Below are 20063 nucleotides of genomic sequence, written 5' to 3' on the forward strand. Positions count from 1 at the left end.
AACGAAGTTCTTTATATGCCAAACTTACAGTTTTGACGTATTTTCTTCAACCTCCTTTTTTTTCAAAGTGATCCAGCATTTTTTTTGCCATATCCCTTATTTTATCAGCTTCAACAACCACAAGACCTTCTCCAGGTTGCCCGTATAAAATTACGGCATTTTCAGGGGCCATTAAAACACAGGGAATCACAGCTAAATCTTCCTCACCATTTACAACTATTAGAACATTAGATTCTTCAGCAGCTGCGGTGGCAAGATGATTAGCTTTTTTGATGGTTTCCCAGAGTTCATCTGTTATTGTCCCGGGAGGGTTATCAACATTCAAAGTGATTGCATTATACTCAATTTGGTGTTTAGAGATTTCTCTCTCAATTTTATTATCTATAATACCAATTTTAGGTATTATATCTGCATTTAAAATATTATTTGTGGTAGCATCTCCAATTGAGATTATGAAATGATTTTCAAGAAAATCTCGATCTACCTCGCACAAAGCAGGGTAAAGTTTACCAAATGGTTTTTTAAAAATTCCCCTACTTTCTTCTTTAAGTACTAACACATTTTAACCTGAATCTTTTATAAAACTATCTGACTCTTAAGGCATATTCACCAGGAAGATTTATGCTGAGTTCCTTTGCAATACCCGAATTTTCTGGATCAAGTATTATCAGAAAACCGCTCCAGTTTTTTGAAGATGGTATATTGCATATAGCACATCTTTCCTCTTCCATCAGCCTATGACATCTTGTACAAGCTTTTGTAACCATTATTTCTTCTTCCTTTTCTCTTTTTCAATCCATTCAGGTCTTCCAAGGCCAGGTTGTCTCATTGTAAGGCCGATCTTGGTTTCTTTGGAGGATTTTCCTTTAAGACTTAAAGCTACAATCCTTGCACGGACTTTATCTCCTTCTTCTAGAGTCTTTTTGGATTCTTTTCCAAGTAATGCTCCTCTCTTTGAATCGTAATTTATATAGTCATCAGTAACCTGTGATACGTGTACCAGACCATCCATTGGTCCCATTCTGACAAAGGCTCCGAATTCAGTTATTTCAATAACTTCTCCTTCTACAATTTCCTGTAGCTCTGGCTTGAAAAATAGTGCTGTAAAAGTGACATTATAATATGCTGCACCGTCGCCCATTATAACTCGGCCGATACCTATTTCTTCAATCTCTTTTACTGTAACCATTAAACCAAGCTTCTTGTCAATCATCCCGACATAATTTTCATTTAGAAGTTCAAATGCTATTTCTTCCAGTGGTTCATCAAATAATGTCGGTGGAACTCTTACAGTATCCTCAATTTTTGATATTAAATACAATTAAACTCCCCTTGTACGGTTATTTATTTAATCCATATTTTTATATAATTCTATAGAATGTTTTACAGCTTCAAATGCTTCTTCAGCATGTTCCCATCCTAATACTTCTGTAACTTTTCCTTCAAGAGTTTTATACTCCTTGAAAAAATGTGCAATTTCATCTAAAAGATGACTAGGAATATCATCGATATCATTAATATCTTTATACCTTGGATCATTAACAGGTACTCCTAATATTTTATCATCTTTATCATCACCGTCGATCATCCTCATGACTCCAATGGGCCGTGTTTCAATTACACATCCTGGAAAAGTTGGCTGATCCATAAGTACCATAACATCCATTGGATCACCATCATCGTAAAGTGTTTTTGGAATTATTCCGTACTCTGCAGGGTAATGAAATGGAGAGTATAAAACTCTATCCAGTGCAAAGGCTTCCATATCTTTATCATATTCGTATTTATTTCTTGACCCCTTTGGTATTTCAATTACAGCATATATTACTTCTGGAACTGATGGTCCTGGTTCTAAATCCTTCCAAAGATTCATATATTAATCCTCCAAACATTTTCCAAAAAAATTATTATTATAAATGAGTTTAAACATTTTAATATAAAAATATAAAATTTATAAACCTAAATATCCTTCAACTGCCAGATATTTCTTCTGACGTAGATATACAACAGTCAATTCTTTATTTCGTGCCCTTTTCTGAAGTCCACGATCATTTGTACACAACACTTTGGATATTCTAAGTAACGCGTCGTCAACTCGTTCTTTATATTTTAAATCAACATCAATTACATTGATATTAGATGACTCTATTAATTTAAGGGCAACTGATGCTGCAATTCTGTCTTTTCCCTTTGATCTCTTCTTTATAGTTTCAAGTTCGCGGGTAACAAATGACGGAACCATAAATGTGTAATTTGGTAGAATTCGCTCAAGTTCTGCTAAAATATCAACATGAAATTGAGCGGGTATCATAAAAAATTTGCGTCGAGTACTGCCTCACGTTTATTTGATGATACCATATCCAATTAACCTCCATCTTGCACCAACACGTCGGCTTAAAGCGACTCTCTGGCCAGATTCTGCACAAACAGGTAATTTAAGTTTTACATCCACTTCGTTTTTTCTGGCACTTGTTACGACACCAATGGTTGTTGTTGTTCCAATGTTAATCATGAGTGGTTCTGAAGATTTTATAGGTTCCACTGCTCTTTCTTCTTTTGTACCTACTACCCTTTCAAGAAGATGAGTTGCCATTGCGAAATCATGTAGTATTGGTGGAAGTGTCTCTGGTTCTCCTGCAACTGATCCAGATAAAGAATCTGCTTTAGTTAATGCTGGATCTAGTTTAGTACCAACAGCTATAAGACCTCCAGGCCCTACTTCGTCTACAGCTTTACCTGCTGCAACTAAACCTGTGATTTCAGAGTGTAAGCTCATCCATGAGGTTTTTCCTTTCTTTTTAACCTGAATCCCCGGCTTAATTTCCAGTTTATCCCCTACTTTAAGTTTTCCTTGAGCTAAGGAACCCCCTATAACTCCACCATCTATTTTTGCAGGAATACAACCAGGTTTGTTGATATCAAAAGATCTTGCAACATACATTTTAGCAGGTTTATCGAGTAATCTTTCAGGAGTTTGAATTCTTTCCTGAATAGTTTCAATTAAAATATCTACATTGGCGCCCTGTTGAGCTGATATAGGTATTATAGGTGCATCTTCTGCACAGGTACCCTTTACAAATTCCTTTATTTCATCATAACTTTCTATAGCTCTTTCTTTAGAGACTATATCAATTTTATTTTGGACTACTATGACGTCTTTGACCCCTATAACATCTAAAGCCATAAGGTGTTCTTTTGTTTGCGGTTGAGGACATGGTTCGTTCGCAGCTATTACTAACACTGCGCCATCCATTATCGCCGCACCAGATAACATTGTTGCCATGAGTGTTTCGTGTCCGGGAGAATCTACAAATGACACTTTCCTCAATACTTCAGTTTCTTTACCACAATGTTCACATACAAGGGCTGTGGTATAACATTGAGGTTCTGGACAGTCGGTACACTGTCTAAAGGTTATGTCAGCATAACCTAATCTTATTGAAATTCCTCTTTTTGTTTCTTCACTGTGAGTATCGGTCCATATACCTGATAAGGCCTTTGTAAGTGTAGTTTTACCGTGGTCAACGTGTCCTACAAGCCCGATATTTACTTCAGATTGTACTTTCACAATTACACCTAAATCCTATCTTTCAAGATTAATCTTATTCAGCTTCTTCAGCGCCTAAAAGTTCATCTATACTTTTACTGCCTTTTTCTGTGACAATTGTATTAATTTGAACTATATTATCAGATATTGTGTTTCCACGGAGCGTTTTTCTTCTTCTCTGTCCAGCTCTTTTTGGTTCAAATCCAAGGCCGCCTGATAAGAGACTTCTTATTTTTCTCTGTCCGTCAACATCTTTTCTCATAGGGAAGCCATTTTTATCGCTTCCACCGGTTATTTTAAGTTTGTAACCATCTAAACCGACTAAAGAAGCATCTATTTCTTCGCCAATTTTTAAGCCGTTTAATTTTTTTGATTGTGCTGCATCAACTTCTACTTGATGACTCTTTGCGCCTTCTGAAATGACTAATTTAAATGCCAAATTAATCTCCTCCAATTTTTAATTCTATTAGTCCACTACGAATATTTAAAGTATTACATTCCCCAATGAGGATTGTCCTTCCTTTTTATATCCAATATTTCATTTAATATTTCAAATTCATCCTCAGTAAGTTTGTTTTTAAGCTCAGACACAAGGATCTTATAGTGATTTTCAGGTATATCCACATAAAGAACATCCCCTTCATCAAAGTCCTTACCAAAAATTGCATCTTTTATGCTCATAGCAACTTTTTGCCCTTTGGATGCTGATTTTAAATTTTTTCCTTTATCCTGCATGCCTTCTACTTTTCCAACTCGTGCCCCATCTCCTCTAATTAAGCCATGATCCTGCTTAACTGTACCAGATAAGACTTCAATACCTGCTATTGCAGGTTTACTATTCCTGAATATTAATTTAGGAATTATTCTAATTTTAGCTGGTTTTATTATAGCATCAAGCCATGCTTTTTTCTTCCTTTCTTCTGCAGCTTTTATCCATTCATCATAATCTTCTATCAATTGATAAATGATATTTGATGAAAATAGCTTAATTTCAGAAGCTTTTATTTCTTCAGCTGCGGAAGGTAAAACTTTAACATTGAAAGCAATGATAACTCCATAAAGAGGATCTTCGTTTTTAACAATTGAAGCATCTACTACGTCTCTTCTAGAAATATCTCCAATATCTGCAGCTCTTATTGGAATTTTCATGTCTTTAAGCAGATTCACAAGTGCTTCAAGTGAACCAAGTGTATCTGCCTTTACAACAATTCCAAGATCATCAGTATCTATTTTTATGTCTTCAATTTCTTTTAAAATTTCTTCTTTAACATGCTCAAAATCGCCCCTTGCAACACGTAGAGGTGATCCTGCCACTGCATTTTCAATGTTAGGAGCCACAATTTTAATACCTGCAGCTGCAACAACTTCCTCGATCTTTTTAAACCGCTTTTTAGCTTCTCTTATCTCTTCAAGAGGATTTGGTTTTAAAAGAGATCTTATACGAGTAGTTATAACATCATTTAATGTCATAATGGCAATGGTATCATCTTTTTTCAGTATCCCATCATAGATTACAGCATCTATGGTTACTCCAAGGCCAACTTCCTCTTTCACCTCAAGAATAGTTCCTTTTGCAGGAGCATCTTCTTCTATTTTGAGCTGTTCTTTTAGGTACTGTTGAGCAAGTCCCATGAGCATAGCTAAAAGTTCAGGTACTCCTTCACCTGTTTTTGCACTTATGGGAACTATACTTATTTGTTTTGCAAAGTTGCTGATCCTATCAAATCTTTCAGATTCAAAGCCTTCTTCATGTAAAATTCCAACTAGTTCATAGACACGAGTATCTAATTTTTCCTGTACACTTTGAGGTTGTTTAGGAAAATTTTCTAAAAAAGGAGCCCTCTCATGTGTTTGCCATCCATATATTTTATCCATTTTATTTGCTGCAACAATAAAAGGGGTTTTATACATCTTAAGAATATTTAAAGCTTCATAAGTTTGTGGTTTAAATCCTTCATTTAAATCCACAATCAGTATGGCCACATCAGCAAGCGCTCCTCCTCGTTTACGAAGAGTTGTAAATGCCTCATGTCCCGGAGTATCCACAAAGAAAAGCCCAGGAAGAGTCTCTTTGATACCCAATTTTTTGAGAAATTCACCACCAATGTTTTCAACAACTTCTATTGGCACTTCTGTTGCTCCAATATGCTGAGTTATTCCCCCAGCTTCCTTTTGAGCAATTATACTGCCTCTTATAAAATCTAAGAGCGTAGTTTTTCCGTGATCCACGTGTCCAAGTACTGAAACTATTGGTGATCTAATTTTCAATTTTGACCTTCCTAAAATTAAAGATAATAAAAATTTATTCGTATATTAAACTTTCATCAGGTAGAGCATATTCATTGATTTCAGAATCATTGAAAAATAATGCAATTTCCCTTTTTGCAGATGCAGGGGAGTCTGAAGCATGAATTATGTTTCTACCAGTGTCAAGAGCATAATCCCCTCTTATGGTTCCAAGATCTGCTTCTTTTGGATTTGTAGCTCCGACCATTTTTCTGATAAGGCTTATACAATCGTCGCCTTCTATTACCATCGCAAGAACTGGTGCGGAGGTAATATAACTTACAAGATCATTAAAGAATGGTTTTTCTTTGTGTTCTCCATAGTGTTCTTTTGCAAGTTCTTCAGAAATATTCATCATTTTAACAGCTACAAGTTTAAGACCGCGTTCTTCGAACCTGGTTAAAACTGTTCCCATGAGCCTTCTAAGCACTGCATCAGGTTTAAGCATTACAAAACTTCTTTCCATCATTGTTTAACCCACTTAACCTTTCTTGGGACTCTTCCTAATTTAATCCTATTTTTTTCACATTTGCTGCTGCAGAAGAAAAATACAGTTCCGTCTTTTCTGACGTACATTTTTCCAGTACCCTGGTGTATTTCCTGTCCACAGAATGAACATGTTGCCATATTAAACACCTTCTCAATTATGGAGTACGGATCTCTTTAGCTTCTCTTATTGTATCGAGTAACATTAAGATGTCGCCTTCCCTTATAGGCCCCATAATATTTCTTGTTAATATTCTTCCTTTGTCTCTTCCTTCAAGTATCCTACATTTTACCTGCATGACCTCTCCAGTCATACCAGTTCTTTTAAGAACTTCAATTACTTCAGCAGGAGTTGCTTCTGCCATATAATCACCCTGAAATTATTAAAGTGAGAAAGGCTATTGCCTTCCTTAAAAAAAGTTAAATTATTTTTTGAGTTCTTCGACTTTTTCAACAATTTCGTTGACTAAATCTTCAGCTTCACCTGCATCGGTTATGACTGCAGATGCAGTACCAACATTTAAACCTGCTGCTTCTCCTAATTCATCCTTAGTTGGGATGTATACATATGGAGTTTCTTTTTCTTCAGCAAGAACCGGTAAATGTGCTGCTATTTCTGGAGGATCGATATCCTCTGCCATGATTACTAATAACGCACTGCCCCTTTCTATGGCTTTGGTTACTTCGTTTGTTCCTTTTCCTACTTTACCTGTGTCTCTTGCAATTTCTAAAGCCTCAGCAGCTTTATCAGCTATTTCTTGTGGTACATCAAATTTCACATATATTGCTTTTGCCATTTAGTTTACCTCCTTTTTCATCTGGTTTTTATACCATCCATCGGCATGATCTTAATTTCAACTTTTGTCTATATAAAAGTTTTTGCCAAATAGGATTTTAACTTTAAAAAATGTAGTTCGATCTAAAGATTATTCCCGCAGCGATAGCGGGGATTTTTTGATCAACCTTTTTTAAAAAAGGTTGGTTTCTATCTAAAATAGTTTTAATTAAAAAACATTAGAAGAACTAGTATATAATAGATATAAGATCATCACTTATATACTTTGTCGTGCTCCCATATAACATGATAAACAGGTAAAATAACAGCTTTTCAATGGAATAAATCATTAAATCAAATTAAATTCAATAACGAATGTTATCAAAAAATATCTTCAAGTTTAAATTAGAATACTAGTTTTTCAAGGTCTAGATTATATCCCACTATACAAACGCTCCCCAAGGAAAGATGGTAATTTTTCATCTTCAAAAGCAGTAACAACTTTATCTATGTCATATTTAACTCTATAAATCACATCTTCTTTAGCAAGTACGTCTAAAAAAGCAAATGAAGCCTTACTATTACCATATCGCGGCTGTCCAACACTTCCCGGATTAAAAACAAGTTTATCTCCAAATTTTATTATAAAAGGCACATGGGTATGGCCCATTATCAAAATATCCGCATTTTAAGATTCAAGAAAAGATTTTAATGTAGAATCAGAAGTAGACTGGAAAATATATTCACTTACAGGATCTCTAGGACTGCCATGAACCATCATAATATTTACACTATCTATTTTAATCTGGATTTTGCGTTTTAAATTACGTAAAAATTCAATATTTCTATCTTTTATAATTTTTTGTCCATTCCATTGATTCTTTTGCATAACGATTAAATCCACTGACATCTCCAGTTACACACGCAAAATCATGGTTTCCAGTTACAGAAATAGCTTTTAATTGCCTAAGTTTTTCAATACATTCATTGGGTTGCGTGTAATATCCAACAATATCTCCACAGCACAGGACCCTGTCAAAATCTATCTTTTCAAGTACCCTTTCTAAGGCTTACAAAACCTTTGGTTTTTGATGCCCCAAATGCTCTGCATTTGAGGGCTCCGAAAGCATACTTTTCGAGAGCCTCTAAATTACTGTGTATATCAGAAATAACAGGTAAAATCATAGAGAAATTATGTAAAAATAACGGTTAATATAAGTAAAAAACAAATAAAGAAAGAAGTTAAAAGGCCTATAACCTTTTAACAGCTAATTCAACGTCTGATGCTTTGACGGTTTTCCTTCCAGCGTGTTTTGCGAGTTTAACAGCTTCTGAAGCTATTACTTCTCCTTTTTCTTCTAAAGCTTTAGCTAAAGCTTCCCTTGCGTCATCACTGACTCTTTCCGCACCAGCGTTTTTTATTATTCTTCCAATTGGAGCAATTGGTAATTCAGCCATAAACAATCACCTCATTTTTATTTGTTATTATAAAGTGTTCGAATACTCCTATATATATTTATCGTTTTTTTCTATGATTATTTGAAAATCTATATGGTTTTTGGCCAGTTGAAGTCGATCCATATGATAACTGGTCACCCTAATTTAAACCATATGATTTTTTGACCTACTTAACCAAATTATATGATACTTGCTCATGGAAACATGAACACTATGATTTTGAGTGTACCAAAAAAGAATGGAAGAAAAAAATAAGTTAATTTTAGTTAAAAAAAAAGCTAGGGTGAAATTGATTATCCCTGGCTTAAAATACGTGAAAGCTCGTTAATATCTGCATCTATTTCAACAGGTTTTACACACGCATCTATAGCAGTATTAGGGTCTTTTAATAAGTGACCAGTTACAATACAGACTACCTGCTCATTTTTATCCACTTCACCATTTTCTACAAGCTTTTTAAGGCCTGCAATGGATGCTGCAGACGCCGGCTCTACCCCAATTCCCTCGGTTCTTGCAAGTAATTTTTGAGCGCTTAAAATCTCTTCATCAGTTACAGTTTCTGCAAAACCATTAGACTCATTTATTGCTCGAATAGCTTTTAAAGCACTTACAGGTGCACCTATACGTATTGCAGTTGCAATAGTTTCAGGATTTTCAAAAGGAACAATATCTTTTTTATTTTCACGTATTGCCCTGACGATTGGCGCTGCACCTTCAGCCTGGATTCCGGTCATCATTGGCAGGTCTTCCATAAATCCCGCCCTGTGGAATTCATTAATTCCTTTCCATATAGCCGAGATGTTACCTGCATTTCCAACCGGTAAAATAATCCTATCTGGCGATTTCCATCCAAGATCATCCACAATTTCAAATCCAATTGATTTTTGCCCTTCTAATCTAAATGGATTTACTGAATTTAAAAGATATAATTTACCTTCAAGTGCGAGTGCAGTTACAGTTTCCAGGGCTTCATCAAAGTTACCTCTGATCGATAGAACTTCAGCGCCGTGGAACATTGCCTGAGCAAGTTTTCCAAGAGCCACTTTTCCAGAAGGTAAGAGCACTACACATCTTAATCCAGCTCTTGCTGCATAAGCTGCAAGAGATGCAGATGTATTCCCAGTAGATGCACATCCAACAGTGCTTACTCCAAGTTCCATGGCTTTTGTTATTCCAACACTCATTCCCCTATCTTTAAAACTTCCAGTTGGATTTGAACCTTCTACTTTAACGTAAAGTTCTACGCCCAGTTCTTCACCAAGCTTATCACATTTACAAAATGGAGTTCCTCCTTCTTCAAGGGTTACAATTCTAGCTGGATCTACAGGCATGAATTCCTTATATTTCCACATAGTAGATTTTCTGCAATTAAAAACATCTTTTGAAACATCAGGTTCACATGTGACTTCCAATATTGAGCCGCATTCTTTACAGGTGTATATTATTTCACCTAAATCGTATTCTGCTCCGCAAGTTATACATTTTATCATAAATAGCCTCCAATGGGTTTGACCATTTTAGTCTGATTAAAGTAATAAAAACAACATATTACACAATCTATAATTGAATATAAAATTTCTAATTCTTAAATATTCCCATGGTATAAATAAACAATGAAAAAATACATAATTAATTAGTACTTTTTAAAATTTCACTGTTTTTTAAACTTAATTAAAATTTTCTCCATTAATCTAATCTCTTTTAGGTATTCACTTCCATTTTGTGAGTATCTCGTCCCTGCTGAAAGTGGCCTTACTTATGTAAAATAAAGCTGCATCGATAATGAAGAGGGTTGCTGATATTAAAAATAGTGTGGTAATGCTAAGCGATATTGTATTTGCTACAATTAAGAAGTACACACCCATAAATGGTATAAACAAAAGAAATGCAAGTTGATTTGCAGTTCTCACATCATTAACCCTCGAAGATATAATAACATTTAGTTGAATGCTTAAAATAGATGAAAGGGGAACTGCCAGGAGCAGGATAAACACCATGCTCCAATTAGGGAAGAAAAGATAACCAATAGCATTATACGTGAATGCATCTATAAGCACCATGAAAATAATAGAACTGACGTATATCACACAAATACATGGAAGGAATGAAGCTATGGTCTTTCCAAATAAAAGTTCAGCGTCAGTTGTGGGCGTTGCCAGAAGCGGTTCTAAACTTTTCTCAATTTTCTCGCCTAAAATACTGTACGATGCAAGGGTACTTGGAATGATATAAGCTAGTATAACATAGAAATATGAAAATGCATTCATCAATATTATAATTTCATCTGTCGGAGCATCTGGCCTAATCATAAACTGGATAACCAGAGGTAAGCCAATTGACATTAAGAGAGGAACAACTATCAAAGAGTATATAATACGTTTCTTTCTACGGAATATGCTGAAGTCCTTGGTTGCGATAACCCACGATTTCCAGAGCTGCATTTAGTCTCCCCTCACAAATTTCAGGTAAGCATCTTCCAGAGTTGGACTTAACTTGGTAACATATTGAACCTGACCACCAGCACGCACTATTACATCTACAACGGTTGGATTCTCTTTTTCAGGATTAAATAAGTCAATAATTAGCTTATTATCATTTGTTATAATGTTTTTTAGAGGTAATTTATCTAATGCTCTTAGAATTTTATCAGTTATCTGTTCTAATTGAATTACTGTTTTATTTCCCCAAACTGATTCTTCTAATTTTTCAGGAGTATCTATCACCATCAGTTTAGTGTTGAATATTCCAATTTTGTCACATGTCCGCTGCGCTTCATCAAGATTATGAGTATTTATGAAGATAGTTTTCTTCTCCTTTTTCAGTTCAAGTATGAAATCCCGGACTGTCTTTGATGACTCAGGGTCTAAATTTGCCGTTGGTTCGTCCAGGAATAATATCTCAGGGTCATGGATAAGGGCGCGTGCTATGGCAAGTTTTTGTTTCATTCCTTTAGAAAATGTCCCAACTGCAGCATCTCTTTTATCCCAAAGCCCTAGCATCTTAAGAAAATGTTTAATATTTTCTTTTCTCTGAGTTTCTGTGCATTCATATAATTTCCCGTAAAAATCAAGGTTCTTATAAGCAGTTAAGTCATCATACAGGCTCACATTTTCAGGAAGCAACCCTATGATTTTCCTGATCTTCAAGGAATCCGCATCATCACTTATATCATAACCTGCTATCCAGGCATCTCCACTGGTTTTTGATATAAGGCAGCTGAGCATTCTCATTGTAGTAGTCTTTCCTGCACCATTTGGGCCCAGGAAACCAAATATCTCTCCTTGATCCACATGCAAGGTAAGATTATCTACCGCAGTAAATGTGCCAAACTTCTTTGTAAGATTTTCCGCATCGATCAAAGTGCATCATCTCAATTTTATTTTTAAATGGATTTTTAACCATCAAAAATAAGAATATATGAATTTTCATGCAACTTATATTATGTAACCAAGTTGAAGTCTCCTTTTGATATATTTTTCTATTTTAGCCTTATATTCAGATAGTCCTTTAGAAAAGATCATGGAGTAACAGTTCAGAGAACCTAAACTCCAAAAAAAGTTAAGATATAAAATTAGTCCAATATGCATTAAATTATGCCTTTAACATAAGATGCCCATGCAATGGTAAAATTAGCCTCAATGATTGCTGCAATAAAGATTAACACTGCTGCAATTACAAATAGGACCAGAGATTCTTTAAATTCATCATAATTTATATTTAATATCTGCCCTATTTGGTCTCCTACTGGCATGTACTTTTTCATATGGGTCAGGTCACTTATAATGTGAACAATACAGCTTGCAAGCCTGAAACCAGCTGCACCTGCTATGATAATACCTGCAATCTCAAACACGCCGTGAGGGAGAGTATAAAGTATGAAGTCACCAATAACAAACTTTGAAGCGGCATATCCAATAAAAAGTCCATTAAATACTAAATAAACCAGTGAAACTACACCAAATATAATTCCCCCAGCATAGATAAAAAATGCAATTTTAATATTATTTGCAAATATAGAAAGCGTGGTAAGTTTTATCTGACCGTTATTTACACCTTCTTTAAGAGATTTCAAAGTACCTGACAAGAGATGATCCATTACTCCTGATAAAAAATAGCCTGCAAACATAGACGCGAAAAATATGAATGCTGATGCTATCAAGAACATTTCGTTTCGTTTATATAAACCAGTGAAAAATCCATGATATTTTTCTTCATTTGAAAATCTTTTTTCTAACATTTGGGTTCCCTATCCAGTATTTTTTGAGCTTTTTCCTTTGCTTCTTCTCTTTTATGAGAGAATTCTTCAAAGAAATTTTTCATCATGCTTGCTGCATTCTTCTTACACTCACCACACATAATGCTGCCGTTTTTGCATGATTCACGTAGCTCTTCAAGTTTTTTCTCGGACGGCTCCAGGTGATATACTAACAATTCAAAAACAGTACAGTCCTCTGGAACTCCACCTAACTTACGCTGTTCCTCTAAACTTTCTCTACCACCAGATTTAGCTGATTTAACCTTTTTTTCCACTTCTTTAGGTGAATCACTTAAAAATATGGCGGATTTAGGTTTACTGCTTGACATCTTATCTCCAGTAAGTCCTGTCATAAACCTGTGATAAGTCGAGGAAGGGGACATAAAGTTAAATTTACCTTTAAACCGTTCTGCAATGTCTCTTGTAAGTCTTATATGAGGATCCTGATCTGGCCCTACAGGCACTACAGTTGGCTTTGGACCACCGCATTCTTCAGTTTGAGGGAGAAGAATGTCTGCAACCTGAATCAGTGGAGCATACATATGGGCAATATTGGTGCTCCCTGAAAAGCCATAAATAGCCCTCATTTCATTAAAATTAACCTTTTTTGACAAAATATATGCAAGATCTCCAAGATTACGATTTTCTGACTGGAGATATACGTTTACATTTTCTTTTTCAAGATCCAAACCAAGAGCTATATAATTTGTGATATACTCATAAATTGCAAGTTCTCTTGAGGCTTCAAAATCAATTCCCCTCGCAGAATAAGCTTCCATATCTGCTATAGGGATGTAAATATCTGCCCCTTTTTTTTGATACCATATAAGCTGATCCACGATCATCTTATGGCCTATATGCATTTTTCCACTAGGCATCATCCCACTTACAACAGCAAAATCACTTCCTTCCCTCATTGATTTAAGTATTCTCCCATAATCTCTCTGTCCAAAAATTATGTTCCTCTGCATTAAGTGATGAGGATTATTTATCTCTTCTTTTAAATTCCCAAAGGGTTTAATTCCAAACTGTTTTGTAAGTTTTTCATAATCGATGATTGCTGAACTCCATGGATCTATCAATTGATCACCTAATTAAATTGAATATTAATATTTAATAATTTATTTTCATTTTATACATGAATAATAAAATTTGCATAGTCATATAATATTATAACTCCTTTTATAAAAACATCACTGGAAATAGTTATGGCTCCCATTCTACAATTCCAAACACTCTAATTAAATTAAATATCATCCCGCTATACTTTTATAATAATGAATATGGTTATAATTCACTTTATAAAAATCACTGGGAAATTGGTTTATGTTTGTCCATTCTACAGTTCAACGTATCTCTAAACGATGTAATTTTATAACTATACACTTATCACAAATAAATAAAAGTTGTGGTTATCATTTTAAAAAAATATCACAAGAAAACTTATGGTCTTGTCCATTCCACATTATAATAAGTAATATCGTTTTCTTCGTCAACCACAGCAAATAAAAGCTTTTTATTAACTCCATGAGCTACTCTTACATAACTTGAAAAATCAGATATCCGTATTTCATAATCCTCTGATGCTACTTTTACAAGAAAATCTGAGTGACCATCTCCAGGAGATTTCCCTCGCTCATAAAGCCTAAACTCAGAGCCGTATTTAAAGCCTGTCTTTACAACGTAGCCCCTGTTTCGAAGATCCCTGAAAACTATATATTTTGAGAATAGATCTTCTTTACGGATTATTTGAAACATTTCATCAAGTGGTACTTCTTTACCATCCTTTAAAATGCTTATTCTTTCATTTTCAGCCAGGTAAAGTGCCTCAATTAGTGAAAGTTGCAATCCTTCTTCACTCATGTTTCCATAATGACTTTTCTCGTGGAGTTTTGTCCCTTTTTTGTCTTTAATTATGACTACATTTTCGGATAGCTCTGCATCCATTTTTTTCACCTGCAAGTCCATAAGAAGATTATTCAATTGTAGCATGTCTTCTCTTTAGATCAATTTCTTTTTTACCGAGACGAGCCATAAACTCCGCTATAAGCCCATCAAGAAATAGATGAGTACTGTCTTCAAAAAGAGTTCCCATAGGAGTTAAATCATCATACTGCCCCTTTAAAACATTTGAAGTATAATGTTTCCATGGTTCCTTAGTTTTACTGTCTATATTTATTATAATATCCAGACTTTCAGTCAATGTAGATTCCATATTTCCAGTTATCCCAATAACTTTAGCATTGGCTTCTTTTGCTGCTTTCCCCGCAAGTGTAACTGTTTTAGTTTCTCCAGAACCAGATATGGCTATTAAAGAATCCACATCCCTAATTGCAGGAGTTGTAACATCCCCAACCACATAAACTGTAAATCCAAGGTGCATCAACCTCATTGCAAACATTTTTCCCACTAATTCGGACCTTCCAGTACCTACAATAAATACACTGTCTGAATTTACAATTGTATCTATCATCTTAGAAACTTGTTCTTCATCGATTCTTTCTATAACTTTAAGTGCATGTGTTGTTATTTCTTTAGCTGTTTTTTTTACGTATTCCATCTTTATTCCCTGTTTAATTTAGTTATTACTATTAAATCCAAGTATTTTACCTGCCAACCTGCAACCATTTATTTGCTGGTTGATCAGGAATACCATAATTAAAAGCACTGCTATTTGTACCTACAAACCTAATGTTGATTAAAATTTTTTAATTTTTTGATAATTAATTAAAAACACTGAACTTAAAGCCCAGTTATTCTTAAACCTGCAAATTTAATTTTATTTCGAATATTAAGATTTATAAGTAGTGGAGTTAGTTTTTCAACCATTCTTGCATTTTCAAGCGGGCCACAATCTACAGATCTTATTTTTGGAATCTTTTCTGCAAGTGTCATCACTGTTTTTCTAGCTTCTTCATCATCACCAGATACAAGACAGTCGCAGTCTACATCCCTTTTAACGTTTAATAAACTTGGAGCACTTATATTGTTAAAAGCAGAAACTACCCTGGCGTCTGTATTTTCAAGTAATTCAGCAGTTCTCTCAGCTGCAGAACCCTGCCATACATCCACATATCGTGTTGGCCTGCCTCCTAAACAGCCGTCCAATGGAACTGTTGCATCAATAACTATTTTATCCCCAATGAATTCTTTTATACTTTTAAGGGTTATTATTTGAGCCTGTAGAGGCACTGTTAGCAGTATAATATCTCCTTCTTTTGCTGCATCCACATTAGTTGAACCGCAGATATTTGAAACTTCACCTTCTAACATTTCTTTTACAGTGTTTACAGCACTCTCTGCCTTTTTTGCATCTCTCGACCCAATTATAATATCTTCGCCTGCTTTCACGAACCTTAACGCTAAACCAAGTCCCTGATCTCCTGTTCCACCTATTATTGCAATTTTCATAAAAAGATCTCCCTTTTGCCTAAATTTACACCTTAAAAAAGGATAATTGTTTTTATGTTTAACTTTATAAAAACCTTTTTCTAAATAGTACAATAATCAATTTTTAGATATAACTCCCTGAAAGAGATAATATTTTGATTCAACTTATTTAAAGACAGAAATTAATACCAACTGAAAATATAAAACGATTCTATTACAGTTGAAGCTAAGTCAAGAAGTAAATTAAACACAAATCAAAATTAAAATTTAATCACGAGTAAATCTAGATAAATAACTATATAAGCTATTTCATAAATGTGAATGATTCACTGCATTTATTTTTTTATAAAATCCCCTAATAAATTATTTATTTCAATTTCTTCTTCCAGTGATTCTTCTTTATACTCATTGATACGTACCCATATGAAGTTCTTTTGAACAGCAAAAATAATGTCACTTGTCCATCAATATTTTAGCAAATTCATTAGTGTCTTCCTGGTTTTTAAGATGTATATACCTTGTATAAATAATTGTTAACAGTTCATTCTCTACTTTCATAACATTTTATTATATTTGTAATATTTAGTTATAGTATCTTAAGAAAAACTTATCATTACTTTTCAAATGCTCTACCACAACCCCTGATACTATCTTTAACCTTATAATAGATTGCATTAAAGGAGGTCCACAACATGCGATTTAGCGTTATTAAATATGAAGAGGAAAAAACAGCTTACTACAACCCCAAAGCCTTTTATAGGGATGAAAACATGATTATATTCCCTTTTGAAGAATTTGACAACTTCTATAATGAAATGGTACAGAATTTAAATGTTGTTAAAAATATTTTAAACGAGGCTCTAAGTTCCGACTCACCCCATCCTCCAATAAGAGATTTAGAACGAGTAGAAGACTGGATAAACCTTATATCAGAAGATGTGGACCTCCTACTTAAATTTAAAATGCAAAGTACACTTGGATCCTTCAGGAGCAGGAATTCAGCCAGAACTAAACTTTCATTCAGAAACCCCCCGATAGAAAGTACCCTTCCAACATGCCCTAAAGAAGAGATTCAGTGTCTAATGGGATTATAGGACGAGATTGAACTTGCAAATTGTTTAAAATATATGCAAGTTCATGATCCAAATCCATTTAACTTTGAATAGTTTAAAATTCAAAGAATTTAAAAATAGAACGAAACTAATCTACTAATTTTTTAATATAATCAAGACTTTCCAAAATTTCATCCTTGTTTGTAACTTCTACAACAAGTACCCCCTCAAAGTTCTTCTTATTCAGACCTTCAAAGAGTGATTTAAAATCAATGTCTTTGCTTCCAACTGCATTATGGTTATCAAAGGACCCATCATTGTCGCTCAGGTGGAAGTGTCCGATGTTATCATATTTTAAAATTTCACCAATAGATACACCTGCATTATATGCATGCCCAACGTCGATCGTCATGAGCGCTCCAATCTCCTGAACTAACTCATTAAGTTCATCAAGACCTTTACAAGTCATTCCTTCCATGTCAGGCATGTTTTCAACACACAGCTTTATTCCATGCTCTTCAGCAAATTTTGAGCATTCTTTAAGTGAAATTAAACTGCTTTCCTTGATTTTTTCTGGAAATTTCCGTGCCAAAAATGCCATATGGCCAGGGTGCACAACTACTATCTCTGAATCCATTTTAGAAGCTAAATCAATTGAACTTTTCACTTCTTCAACTGAAGCCTTTCGTATGGACTCATTTAAAGAAGCGATATTGATATCAGAAAGAGGAGCATGTATGCTTGTTTTTATATTATAAGAATTTACAATATCTGGATCTATCCTGTTATAAGGATATTCCATCATTAATTCACAATATTTGACATTTATACTTTCTAAATAGTCCAGTATCTCTTTAAGGGACATTGGAAACAGTGCAAGTGTTGATACTCCAATTTTCATGATTATCACCAAAAATAAGTTGGGATTAAATAATATTTAATTCCAGCTCTGATATTTATAGAATTCAAAGTTTTATTCGTTTCTAACCCTGGCCTCTATAGGGATATTTCTTTTAAGTGCATCCATTATGATGCCCGCAAGTTCTATATCCTTTTTAATTTTAATGGTACCTTTTTTACCAACTGTTGCAGTAAATAAGTATTCATCTTTCACCAAAATATCAAAAGGAGTGCCTATATTATCTTTACCAAAGTTCAGTACCACATAATTTCCAGAAAGCTGGACATCTACATTAAACATTTCTTCATTTCCACTTGATCTAAATGGTTCAACACCTATGCTTATTCCTATTCTTCTTTCAACTTCGTCAATTGTCTTTCCTTTTTTACCTATAAGCTTTGGAATATATTCTTCATCCATCCAGACAGTGACACGTTTGTCCGATTTCATGTCAACTTCAACACGGGCCCCTGGAACTGTTTTCTTAATCTCTTTTATTATTTCACGTTCTGCAATCTTTTGAACTGGAGTTTTCTCATAAGTGGTTACTCCCACTTCCATAACAATGGTTTGCTCACCATAGGTGTATATCTCATGTGTAAGGTCTCCAGTATCAAAATTACGGATTTCTATAACTGGTCTTGAGAGATCTGCCTCCAGCATTCCAGATGGAACTTTTACAGTAAGTGCAACATCATAAACTGCTTCCACATTTCCATTATTTATAAAAATAGTTGTGTCTACAATTGATGGGATTATTCCAAGTTCTACCCTTCCAAGTATCCTTTGAATTGCATCTATAGGTTTTGTAGCATGCACAACACCAATCATGCCCACCCCTGCAAGTCTCATGTCTGCAAATATCCTGAAATCCCTTGTTTTCCTTAATTCATCATATATAGTATAATCAGGACGTACAAGCAGTAGTATATCTGCTGTTTTCTCCATACTCCGCTCTAAAGGTGCGTATTGAGTTATTTCCGCGCTGACCTGTAAATCACGTGGTGATTCCATAGTTTTGACAATAGAGTTGAGGTTTTTACTATAAAATTCTGCAATTGCCTGGGCAAAAGTAGTTTTACCTGCACCAGGTGGACCTGCAATTAATATTCCTTTAGCTCTTTCCCTTAATCTCTCAATAAGCTTATCTGAAAGTCTATAATCATTTAGAAATACCTTTGCCACGGGTCTTACTACTGTTATCTCAAATCCATCAGAAAAAGGGGGCCTTGCAATTGATATCCTGTATTCTCTAAACTGAACAACAGTCGCACCTTCTCTTTCTATCTCAATAAAACTTTTAAAGTCACTTTTTGTCCTTTCCATAATTTCTTTAGCCATACGTTCAATTTCCGGATATGCTAAAGGTCTAGAACCTATTTTGACAAGTTTTATGTTTCCAGGAGTTCCCTTTTTTGCCATTGGAACTACATCTTCTTTTAAGTGAACAGACATGGTCTCATCGTCAAAGAACTTAGCTATTTCAAGTTCTGTGTATCCAATCATTTCCTGTTTCAGATAAATAACTTCAAGTCCCTGGGCTTTTGCAACTTCCATTTGAACTCTATCACTGGTAATCAGTGTAGATTCCGTTTTTTGAGCCGTATCTCTTATCATAGCATCTATTTCTCCGCCTTTTGCCAGAGATATCTGCTCAAGAGTTGGTCTTTTACCAATGTAAATTAAATCTATAATTCCATCATTGTAAAGTTCCTGGAGATTCTTTAACTCTTCCAAACCGTTGAATCCAGTTTCTCTTCCCCTATTTGCCTGGTTTTCCAATTCAGATACAACTGCTTCAGGAATTACTACTTCACATCCCTTAAATTCATCTTCCTGGACAATTTTAGTAATTCGTCCATCCACAATAACGCTAGTATCTGGAACTATTTTCATTTTATTTTCTCTCCATA

The 20063-nt window shown here is 34.6% G+C and carries 27 protein-coding genes; 1 reads left to right on the forward strand and 26 read right to left on the reverse strand.

Annotated elements, in window-relative coordinates; translation table 11 throughout:
• Window positions 1–46: 46 nt before the first annotated feature.
• The 24 genes from ASJ80_RS13810 to npdG all read right to left on the reverse strand — a co-directional run bounded on the left by ASJ80_RS13810 (window position 47) and on the right by npdG (window position 16218).
• Complete coding sequence (locus ASJ80_RS13810; protein ID WP_069582931.1) at window positions 47–559, reverse strand: GTP-dependent dephospho-CoA kinase family protein; 513 nt, start codon at window positions 557–559, stop codon at window positions 47–49.
• 25 nt (window positions 560–584) lie between these two features.
• Entirely contained in the window at window positions 585–767 is a 183-nt protein-coding gene (gene spt4 / locus ASJ80_RS13815; protein ID WP_069582932.1) for a transcription elongation factor subunit Spt4, read from the reverse strand.
• On the reverse strand, window positions 767–1312 hold the full coding sequence (locus ASJ80_RS13820) for a DNA-directed RNA polymerase (protein ID WP_176720190.1): 546 nt from the start codon (window positions 1310–1312) through the stop codon (window positions 767–769). Before ASJ80_RS13820 ends, spt4 begins: the two co-directional genes overlap by 1 nt.
• 36 nt (window positions 1313–1348) lie before the next feature.
• Window positions 1349–1873, reverse strand: coding sequence for an inorganic diphosphatase (locus ASJ80_RS13825; RefSeq protein WP_048080050.1), 525 nt, complete (start codon window positions 1871–1873; stop codon window positions 1349–1351).
• Between the two features lie 78 nt (window positions 1874–1951).
• Window positions 1952–2311, reverse strand: a complete 360-nt coding sequence (locus ASJ80_RS13830; RefSeq protein WP_069582934.1) for a type II toxin-antitoxin system VapC family toxin — start codon at window positions 2309–2311, stop codon at window positions 1952–1954.
• Window positions 2312–2341: 30 nt separating this feature from the next.
• Complete coding sequence (gene eif2g, locus ASJ80_RS13835) at window positions 2342–3568, reverse strand: translation initiation factor IF-2 subunit gamma (protein WP_069582935.1); 1227 nt, start codon at window positions 3566–3568, stop codon at window positions 2342–2344.
• Window positions 3569–3602: 34 nt separating this feature from the next.
• Window positions 3603–3986: a 30S ribosomal protein S6e gene (locus tag ASJ80_RS13840; protein ID WP_069582936.1), complete on the reverse strand. Its 384-nt coding sequence runs from the start codon at window positions 3984–3986 to the stop codon at window positions 3603–3605.
• 53 nt (window positions 3987–4039) lie between these two features.
• Window positions 4040–5815: a translation initiation factor IF-2 gene (gene infB, locus ASJ80_RS13845; protein WP_069582937.1), complete on the reverse strand. Its 1776-nt coding sequence runs from the start codon at window positions 5813–5815 to the stop codon at window positions 4040–4042.
• A gap of 34 nt (window positions 5816–5849) precedes the next feature.
• Window positions 5850–6302: a nucleoside-diphosphate kinase gene (ndk, locus tag ASJ80_RS13850; RefSeq protein WP_069582938.1), complete on the reverse strand. Its 453-nt coding sequence runs from the start codon at window positions 6300–6302 to the stop codon at window positions 5850–5852.
• The gene (locus ASJ80_RS13855; protein WP_048080056.1) at window positions 6299–6460 is read right to left on the reverse strand and encodes a 50S ribosomal protein L24e; all 162 of its coding nucleotides are present in this window, start codon (window positions 6458–6460) and stop codon (window positions 6299–6301) included. The genes ndk and ASJ80_RS13855 overlap by 4 nt, the downstream gene beginning before the upstream one ends.
• Window positions 6461–6477: 17 nt before the next feature.
• Window positions 6478–6684, reverse strand: a complete 207-nt coding sequence (locus tag ASJ80_RS13860; protein ID WP_048080057.1) for a 30S ribosomal protein S28e — start codon at window positions 6682–6684, stop codon at window positions 6478–6480.
• A 60-nt stretch (window positions 6685–6744) separates the two neighbouring features.
• Window positions 6745–7116: a 50S ribosomal protein L7Ae gene (rpl7ae, locus tag ASJ80_RS13865; protein WP_048080058.1), complete on the reverse strand. Its 372-nt coding sequence runs from the start codon at window positions 7114–7116 to the stop codon at window positions 6745–6747.
• 411 nt (window positions 7117–7527) lie between these two features.
• Window positions 7528–7770, reverse strand: a complete 243-nt coding sequence (locus ASJ80_RS13870) for a metallophosphoesterase family protein (RefSeq protein ID WP_141705154.1) — start codon at window positions 7768–7770, stop codon at window positions 7528–7530.
• 12 nt (window positions 7771–7782) lie between these two features.
• Window positions 7783–7998, reverse strand: a complete 216-nt coding sequence (locus ASJ80_RS13875) for a hypothetical protein (protein WP_083240875.1) — start codon at window positions 7996–7998, stop codon at window positions 7783–7785.
• Window positions 7940–8140 carry a metallophosphoesterase family protein gene (locus ASJ80_RS17910; RefSeq protein WP_141705156.1) on the reverse strand — a complete coding sequence of 67 codons (201 nt, stop codon included), beginning with the start codon at window positions 8138–8140 and terminating at the stop codon, window positions 7940–7942. Before ASJ80_RS17910 ends, ASJ80_RS13875 begins: the two co-directional genes overlap by 59 nt.
• Window positions 8141–8345: 205 nt before the next feature.
• On the reverse strand, window positions 8346–8552 hold the full coding sequence (gene hfoB / locus ASJ80_RS13880; RefSeq protein ID WP_048080060.1) for a histone HfoB: 207 nt from the start codon (window positions 8550–8552) through the stop codon (window positions 8346–8348).
• Between the two features lie 293 nt (window positions 8553–8845).
• Window positions 8846–10042, reverse strand: coding sequence for a threonine synthase (thrC, locus tag ASJ80_RS13885; protein WP_069582939.1), 1197 nt, complete (start codon window positions 10040–10042; stop codon window positions 8846–8848).
• Window positions 10043–10261: 219 nt separating this feature from the next.
• Window positions 10262–10993 carry an ABC transporter permease subunit gene (locus ASJ80_RS13890; RefSeq protein WP_069582940.1) on the reverse strand — a complete coding sequence of 244 codons (732 nt, stop codon included), beginning with the start codon at window positions 10991–10993 and terminating at the stop codon, window positions 10262–10264.
• Entirely contained in the window at window positions 10994–11911 is a 918-nt protein-coding gene (locus ASJ80_RS13895) for an ABC transporter ATP-binding protein (protein ID WP_069582941.1), read from the reverse strand.
• Between the two features lie 227 nt (window positions 11912–12138).
• Window positions 12139–12789 carry a stage II sporulation protein M gene (locus tag ASJ80_RS13900; protein ID WP_069582942.1) on the reverse strand — a complete coding sequence of 217 codons (651 nt, stop codon included), beginning with the start codon at window positions 12787–12789 and terminating at the stop codon, window positions 12139–12141.
• A complete protein-coding gene (locus tag ASJ80_RS13905; protein ID WP_069582943.1) occupies window positions 12783–13889 on the reverse strand; it encodes a tryptophan--tRNA ligase in 1107 nt (368 codons plus the stop codon). Before ASJ80_RS13905 ends, ASJ80_RS13900 begins: the two co-directional genes overlap by 7 nt.
• 361 nt (window positions 13890–14250) lie before the next feature.
• Complete coding sequence (gene endA / locus ASJ80_RS13910; protein ID WP_069582944.1) at window positions 14251–14754, reverse strand: tRNA-intron lyase; 504 nt, start codon at window positions 14752–14754, stop codon at window positions 14251–14253.
• Between the two features lie 28 nt (window positions 14755–14782).
• A complete protein-coding gene (gene hxlB / locus ASJ80_RS13915) occupies window positions 14783–15367 on the reverse strand; it encodes a 6-phospho-3-hexuloisomerase (RefSeq protein WP_069582945.1) in 585 nt (194 codons plus the stop codon).
• 182 nt (window positions 15368–15549) lie between these two features.
• Window positions 15550–16218, reverse strand: a complete 669-nt coding sequence (gene npdG, locus ASJ80_RS13920) for an NADPH-dependent F420 reductase (protein ID WP_069582946.1) — start codon at window positions 16216–16218, stop codon at window positions 15550–15552.
• A 671-nt stretch (window positions 16219–16889) separates the two neighbouring features.
• Here npdG and ASJ80_RS13925 point away from each other — a divergent pair.
• Window positions 16890–17291: a hypothetical protein gene (locus ASJ80_RS13925; RefSeq protein ID WP_069582947.1), complete on the forward strand. Its 402-nt coding sequence runs from the start codon at window positions 16890–16892 to the stop codon at window positions 17289–17291.
• A gap of 106 nt (window positions 17292–17397) precedes the next feature.
• Here ASJ80_RS13925 and ASJ80_RS13930 read toward each other — a convergent pair whose 3' ends face one another.
• Together ASJ80_RS13930 and ASJ80_RS13935 are read right to left on the reverse strand one after the other, a co-directional pair.
• Window positions 17398–18150 carry a sugar phosphate isomerase/epimerase family protein gene (locus ASJ80_RS13930; protein ID WP_069582948.1) on the reverse strand — a complete coding sequence of 251 codons (753 nt, stop codon included), beginning with the start codon at window positions 18148–18150 and terminating at the stop codon, window positions 17398–17400.
• A 72-nt stretch (window positions 18151–18222) separates the two neighbouring features.
• Window positions 18223–20046, reverse strand: a complete 1824-nt coding sequence (locus tag ASJ80_RS13935; RefSeq protein ID WP_069582949.1) for a PINc/VapC family ATPase — start codon at window positions 20044–20046, stop codon at window positions 18223–18225.
• Window positions 20047–20063 lie beyond the last annotated feature (17 nt).

The organism is Methanobacterium bryantii, assembly GCF_002287175.1.
GTDB lineage: Archaea > Methanobacteriota > Methanobacteria > Methanobacteriales > Methanobacteriaceae > Methanobacterium_D > Methanobacterium_D bryantii.

Excerpts from the sequence above, each read along its gene's own strand:
- ASJ80_RS13860 (WP_048080057.1), bottom strand. The coding sequence starts at position 6,684 with ATGGCAGAAGCAACTCCTGCTGAAGTAATTGAAGTTCTTAAAAGAACT.
- ASJ80_RS13890 (WP_069582940.1), bottom strand. The coding sequence starts at position 10,993 with ATGCAGCTCTGGAAATCGTGGGTTATCGCAACCAAGGACTTCAGCATA.
- ASJ80_RS13855 (WP_048080056.1), bottom strand. The coding sequence starts at position 6,460 with ATGGCAACATGTTCATTCTGTGGACAGGAAATACACCAGGGTACTGGA.
- npdG (WP_069582946.1), bottom strand. The coding sequence starts at position 16,218 with ATGAAAATTGCAATAATAGGTGGAACAGGAGATCAGGGACTTGGTTTA.
- endA (WP_069582944.1), bottom strand. The coding sequence starts at position 14,754 with ATGGATGCAGAGCTATCCGAAAATGTAGTCATAATTAAAGACAAAAAA.
- ASJ80_RS13900 (WP_069582942.1), bottom strand. The coding sequence starts at position 12,789 with ATGTTAGAAAAAAGATTTTCAAATGAAGAAAAATATCATGGATTTTTC.
- ASJ80_RS13825 (WP_048080050.1), bottom strand. The coding sequence starts at position 1,873 with ATGAATCTTTGGAAGGATTTAGAACCAGGACCATCAGTTCCAGAAGTA.
- ASJ80_RS13925 (WP_069582947.1), top strand. The coding sequence starts at position 16,890 with ATGCGATTTAGCGTTATTAAATATGAAGAGGAAAAAACAGCTTACTAC.
- spt4 (WP_069582932.1), bottom strand. The coding sequence starts at position 767 with ATGGTTACAAAAGCTTGTACAAGATGTCATAGGCTGATGGAAGAGGAA.
- hfoB (WP_048080060.1), bottom strand. The coding sequence starts at position 8,552 with ATGGCTGAATTACCAATTGCTCCAATTGGAAGAATAATAAAAAACGCT.
- ASJ80_RS13930 (WP_069582948.1), bottom strand. The coding sequence starts at position 18,150 with ATGAAAATTGGAGTATCAACACTTGCACTGTTTCCAATGTCCCTTAAA.
- rpl7ae (WP_048080058.1), bottom strand. The coding sequence starts at position 7,116 with ATGGCAAAAGCAATATATGTGAAATTTGATGTACCACAAGAAATAGCT.
- ndk (WP_069582938.1), bottom strand. The coding sequence starts at position 6,302 with ATGATGGAAAGAAGTTTTGTAATGCTTAAACCTGATGCAGTGCTTAGA.
- ASJ80_RS13830 (WP_069582934.1), bottom strand. The coding sequence starts at position 2,311 with ATGATACCCGCTCAATTTCATGTTGATATTTTAGCAGAACTTGAGCGA.
- ASJ80_RS13935 (WP_069582949.1), bottom strand. The coding sequence starts at position 20,046 with ATGAAAATAGTTCCAGATACTAGCGTTATTGTGGATGGACGAATTACT.
- hxlB (WP_069582945.1), bottom strand. The coding sequence starts at position 15,367 with ATGGAATACGTAAAAAAAACAGCTAAAGAAATAACAACACATGCACTT.
- thrC (WP_069582939.1), bottom strand. The coding sequence starts at position 10,042 with ATGATAAAATGTATAACTTGCGGAGCAGAATACGATTTAGGTGAAATA.